A 4,958-nucleotide genomic window follows, 5' to 3' on the forward strand; every position below is an offset into this window, starting at 1 on the left:
ACAAAAAAAGAGAGATATCGGATGATATCCCTCAGGAGAACTGGCAGCTTGCTATTGTCGCAATCGCTCACTATCTTCGCCGTTATGATGCTTAACTTCTGTGTTCGGCATGGGTACAGGTGTTTCCATCATGCTATCGCCACCAGATCTCTTGCGAGCACGAACGCTCAAAACTGAACAGTAACTAGCTTCTCTCTCCTTGAACCACCTTCTTAGGTTAAGCCCTCGACCTATTAGTATCAGTCAGCTCAGCATGTCGCCATGCTTACACCCCTGACCTATCAACCTCTTCGTCTTAGAGGGGTCTTACTTTCCTTCGAAATGGGAAGTCTCATCTTGGAGGGGGCTTCACGCTTAGATGCCTTCAGCGTTTATCCCTTCCAGACTTAGCTACCCAGCTGTGCCACTGGCGTGACAACTGGTGCACCATTGGTCTGTCCACCCCGGTCCTCTCGTACTGAGGGCAGCTCTCCTCAAACTTCCTACGCCCACGACAGATAGGGACCGAACTGTCTCACGACGTTCTGAACCCAGCTCGCGTACCGCTTTAATGGGCGAACAGCCCAACCCTTGGAACCGACTTCAGCTCCAGGATGCGATGAGCCGACATCGAGGTGCCAAACCTCCCCGTCGATGTGAACTCTTGGGGGAGATCAGCCTGTTATCCCCAGGGTAGCTTTTATCCGTTGAGCGACGGCCCTTCCATTCGGCACCGCCGGATCACTAAGCCCGACTTTCGTCCCTGCTCGACCTGTATGTCTCGCAGTCAAACACCCTTCTGCCTTTGCACTCTGCGCATGATTTCCAACCATGCTGAGGGTATCTTTGGGCGCCTCCGTTACTCTTTGGGAGGCGACCGCCCCAGTCAAACTGCCCACCTGACACTGTCCCGTCATCGGCTTCACGACGTCCGGTTAGAACTTCAATGCATCAAGGGTAGTATCCCAACGTCGACTCCTCGAATACTGGCGTATCCGTCTCTTTGTCTCCTACCTATCCTGTACATCATGCATCAAAATCCAATATCAAGCTACAGTAAAGCTCCATGGGGTCTTTCCGTCTAGTCGCGGGTAACCTGCATCTTCACAGGTACTAAGACTTCACCGAGTCTACAGCTGAGACAGCGCCCAAATCGTTACGCCTTTCGTGCGGGTCAGAACTTACCTGACAAGGAATTTCGCTACCTTAGGACCGTTATAGTTACGGCCGCCGTTTACTGGGGCTTCAATTCATGGCTTCGCCTTAAGACTGACCACTCCTCTTAACCTTCCAGCACCGGGCAGGCGTCACCCCCTATACTTCGACTTGCGTCTTGGCAGAGAGCTGTGTTTTTGGTAAACAGTCGCTTGGGCCGTTTTACTGCGGCTCAGCTTTCACTGAGCACTCCTTCTCCCGAAGTTACGGAGTCATTTTGCAGAGTTCCTTAGCTATAGTTCTCTCGCTCACCTTAGGATTCTCTCCTCACCCATGTGTGTCCATTTTCGGTACGGGCTGACTTGAGGTATCGCTAGAAGCTTTTCTTGGAAGATGGCTTCGGCGACTTCTGTACTTATCGTAATGTTCCATACGCTTCACGTCTTCGGGTTATGACATCCGGATTTGCCTGGATGTCCCCTACCTCGCTTGCACCAGCTATTCCAGCAGCTGGATCGCCTAGCCTTCTCCGTCACTCCATCGCCCTCACGCCAGGTACGGGAATATCCACCCGTTGTCCATCGACTACGCCTCTCGGCCTCGCCTTAGGTCCCGACTTACCCAGAGCGGACGAACCTTCCTCTGGAAACCTTGGGTCTTCGGTGCGTGGGATTCTCACCCACGTGCCGCTACTCACACCGGCATTCTCTCTTCCAGCCGCTCCACATGTCCTTACGATCATGCTTCCTCGCTGACTGGAACGCTCCCCTACCACTTATATTCTCTATAAATCCATAGCTTCGGTATTATGCTTAGCCCCGGTAAATTTTCGGCGCAGAGTCATTCGACCAGTGAGCTGTTACGCACTCTTTAAAGGGTGGCTGCTTCTGAGCCAACCTCCTGGTTGTCTGGACATCTCCACATCCTTTTCCACTTAGCATATATTTTGGGACCTTAGCTGATGGTCTGGGCTGTTTCCCTCTTGACTACGGACCTTATCACCCGCAGTCTGACTGCCGCGCATGTCCTCGTGACATTCGGAGTTTGATTATGCTCAGTACCTCGGGATGAGGCCATCACATATTCAGTGCTCTACCTTCACGTGACTTCGCGCGACGCTAGCCCTAAAGCTATTTCGGGGAGAACCAGCTATCTCCGGGTTCGTTTGGAATTTCACCCCTAGCCACAATTCATCCGCCAACGTTTCAACGGGGGTCGGTTCGGTCCTCCATCGGGTTTTACCCCAACTTCAACCTGATCATGGCTAGATCACCCGGTTTCGGGTCTATGACATGCAACTGTCGCCCTATTAAGACTCGCTTTCGCTTCGGCTCCGCGTCTCCCGCTTAACCTCGCTCCATATCATAACTCGCCGGCTCATTCTACAAAAGGCACGCCATCACCCTTTAACGGGCTCTGACTTCTTGTAAGCATATGGTTTCAGGTTCTCTTTCACTCCCCTCCCGGGGTTCTTTTCACCTTTCCCTCACGGTACTGGTTCGCTATCGGTCACTAAGGAGTATTTAGCCTTTCGAGATGGTCCTCGATAATTCCGTCAGGATTTCACGTGCCCCGACGTACTCAGGTACTGCCTCGCCTCTCTCCACGATTTCGGATACGGGAGTGTCACCCTCTTCGCTGCGCCTTCCCCTGCGCTTCTCCTATCATGTCAAGTCGACTTTGTCGGCAGCCCTATAACCCCATCTTTGCGATGGTTTGGGCTCCTCCGCTTTCGCTCGCCGCTACTCACGGAATCGTTCTTACTTTCTTCTCCTGCAGGTACTGAGATGTTTCAGTTCCCTGCGTCTCGCCTCGTCTGACTATTTATTCATCAGACGATATCATCCCTCTCGGAATGATGGGTTCCCCCATTCGGACATCGACGGGTCGTTGCCTGCTTACTGCTCGCCGTCGCGTTTCGCCGTTCGCTGCGTCCTTCTTCGCCTCTTAGTGCCTAGGCATCCGCCATACGCTCTTTCTTGCTTAGCCTAAAGTGTTCAAGTTCTATACTTTTTTCTCGTTTTTTCTTAGTTTTTTTGCAACTAGATGAATTGACCTTCAATCACTCCTGATCTCGTTTCTTCTTCATCTATCTTCTTCTTGTAAAAAGTTTTTGCTAGTTTGCTATTCAGTTTTCAATGTTCCTACTTCTCTCGAATGTCCTCTCAGACATTCAAAACTAAACAGAATTCCACGCTTCTTCTCCTTAGAAAGGAGGTGATCCATCCCCACGTTCCCGTAGGGATACCTTGTTACGACTTCACCCCAATCATCAGTCCCACCTTAGACAGCTCCTTCCTTGCGGTTAGGCCACCGGCTTCGGGTGTTACCAACTCTCATGGTGTGACGGGCGGTGTGTACAAGGCCCGAGAACGTATTCACCGCGACATGCTGATTCGCGATTACTAGCGATTCCAACTTCGTGCAGTCGAGTTGCAGACTGCAGTCCGAACTGAGAACGGGTTTCTGGGTTTCGCTCCACCTCGCGGCTTCGCTTCCCTCTGATCCGTCCATTGTAGCACGTGTGTAGCCCAGGTCATAAGGGGCATGATGATTTGACGTCATCCCCGCCTTCCTCCTCCTTGCAGAGGCAGTCTCGCCAGAGTCCCCAACTTAATGCTGGCAACTGGCAACAGGGGTTGCGCTCGTTGCGGGACTTAACCCAACATCTCACGACACGAGCTGACGACAACCATGCACCACCTGTATCCCCTATAGCTATCTCTCTATCTCTAGAGCCTTTAAGGGTATGTCAAGACCTGGTAAGGTTCTTCGCGTTGCTTCGAATTAAACCACATGCTCCACCGCTTGTGCGGGCCCCCGTCAATTCCTTTGAGTTTCATTCTTGCGAACGTACTACTCAGGCGGAGTACTTATTGCGTTAACTGCAGCACTGAGGTCTGACCCCCAACACTTAGTACTCATCGTTTACGGCGTGGACTACTAGGGTATCTAATCCTATTTGCTCCCCACGCTTTCGGGACTGAGCGTCAGTTGCAGCCCAGATCGTCGCCTTCGCCACTGGTGTTCCTCCATATATCTACGCATTTCACCGCTACACATGGAATTCCACGATCCTCTACTGCACTCTAGCTCCTCGGTTTCCACGGCTTACCGAAGTTTAGCTTCGGTCTTTTACCGCAGACCCTAGTTGCCGCCTGCTCCCTCTTTACGCCCAATGATTCCGGATAACGCTCGCCACCTACGTATTACCGCGGCTGCTGGCACGTAGTTAGCCGTGGCTTTCTCATAAAGTACCGTCACTCGCATGTCATTCCCTACATGCGCCGTTCTTCCTTTATAACAGAGGTTTACATACCGAAATACTTCCTCCCTCACGCGGCGTTGCTCGGTCAGGCTTTCGCCCATTGCCGAAAATTCCCTACTGCTGCCTCCCGTAGGAGTCTGGGCCGTGTCTCAGTCCCAGTGTGGCCGTCCACCCTCTCAGGTCGGCTACGCATCGTCGCCTTGGTGGGCCGTTACCCTCACCAACTAGCTAATGCGCCATAAGTCCATCCTCTCGCTATCCCTTGGGATATTTAACATAACTCTCATGCGAGAATTATGCCTATGCGGTCTTAGCTATCGTTTCCAATAGTTATCCCCCTCGAAAGGCCAGGTTACTTATGTATTACTCACCCGTTCGCCACTCACCACCGAAGCGGTGCGTTCGACTTGCATGTATTAGGCACGCCGCCAGCGTTCATCCTGAGCCAGGATCAAACTCTCCATTGTCTATCTCTAAAGACAACTTCTGTCTTCTAGCTCTTCTTTGTTTCTTCTTATTGACGTGTTTTCTGTTTAGTTTTCAATGTCCGTTTGCT

3 rRNA genes are annotated in these 4,958 nt (G+C 51.9%); all 3 read right to left on the reverse strand.

Annotated elements, in window-relative coordinates:
* Positions 1–38 precede the first annotated feature (38 nt).
* Positions 39–147 (reverse strand): 5S ribosomal RNA (rrf, locus tag EDD60_RS15890).
* Positions 148–213: 66 nt separating this feature from the next.
* Positions 214–3,123: ribosomal RNA gene (locus tag EDD60_RS15895) — 23S ribosomal RNA — on the reverse strand.
* 221 nt (positions 3,124–3,344) lie between these two features.
* Positions 3,345–4,869, reverse strand: a 16S ribosomal RNA gene (locus EDD60_RS15900).
* The 16S, 23S and 5S rRNA genes sit together here, the layout of an rRNA operon.
* Positions 4,870–4,958: the final 89 nt, after the last annotated feature.

Origin of the sequence: Longibaculum muris, from assembly GCF_004343035.1 — a bacterium.
In the GTDB taxonomy this organism is placed as follows: Bacteria; Bacillota_I; Bacilli_A; order Erysipelotrichales; family Coprobacillaceae; genus Longibaculum; species Longibaculum muris.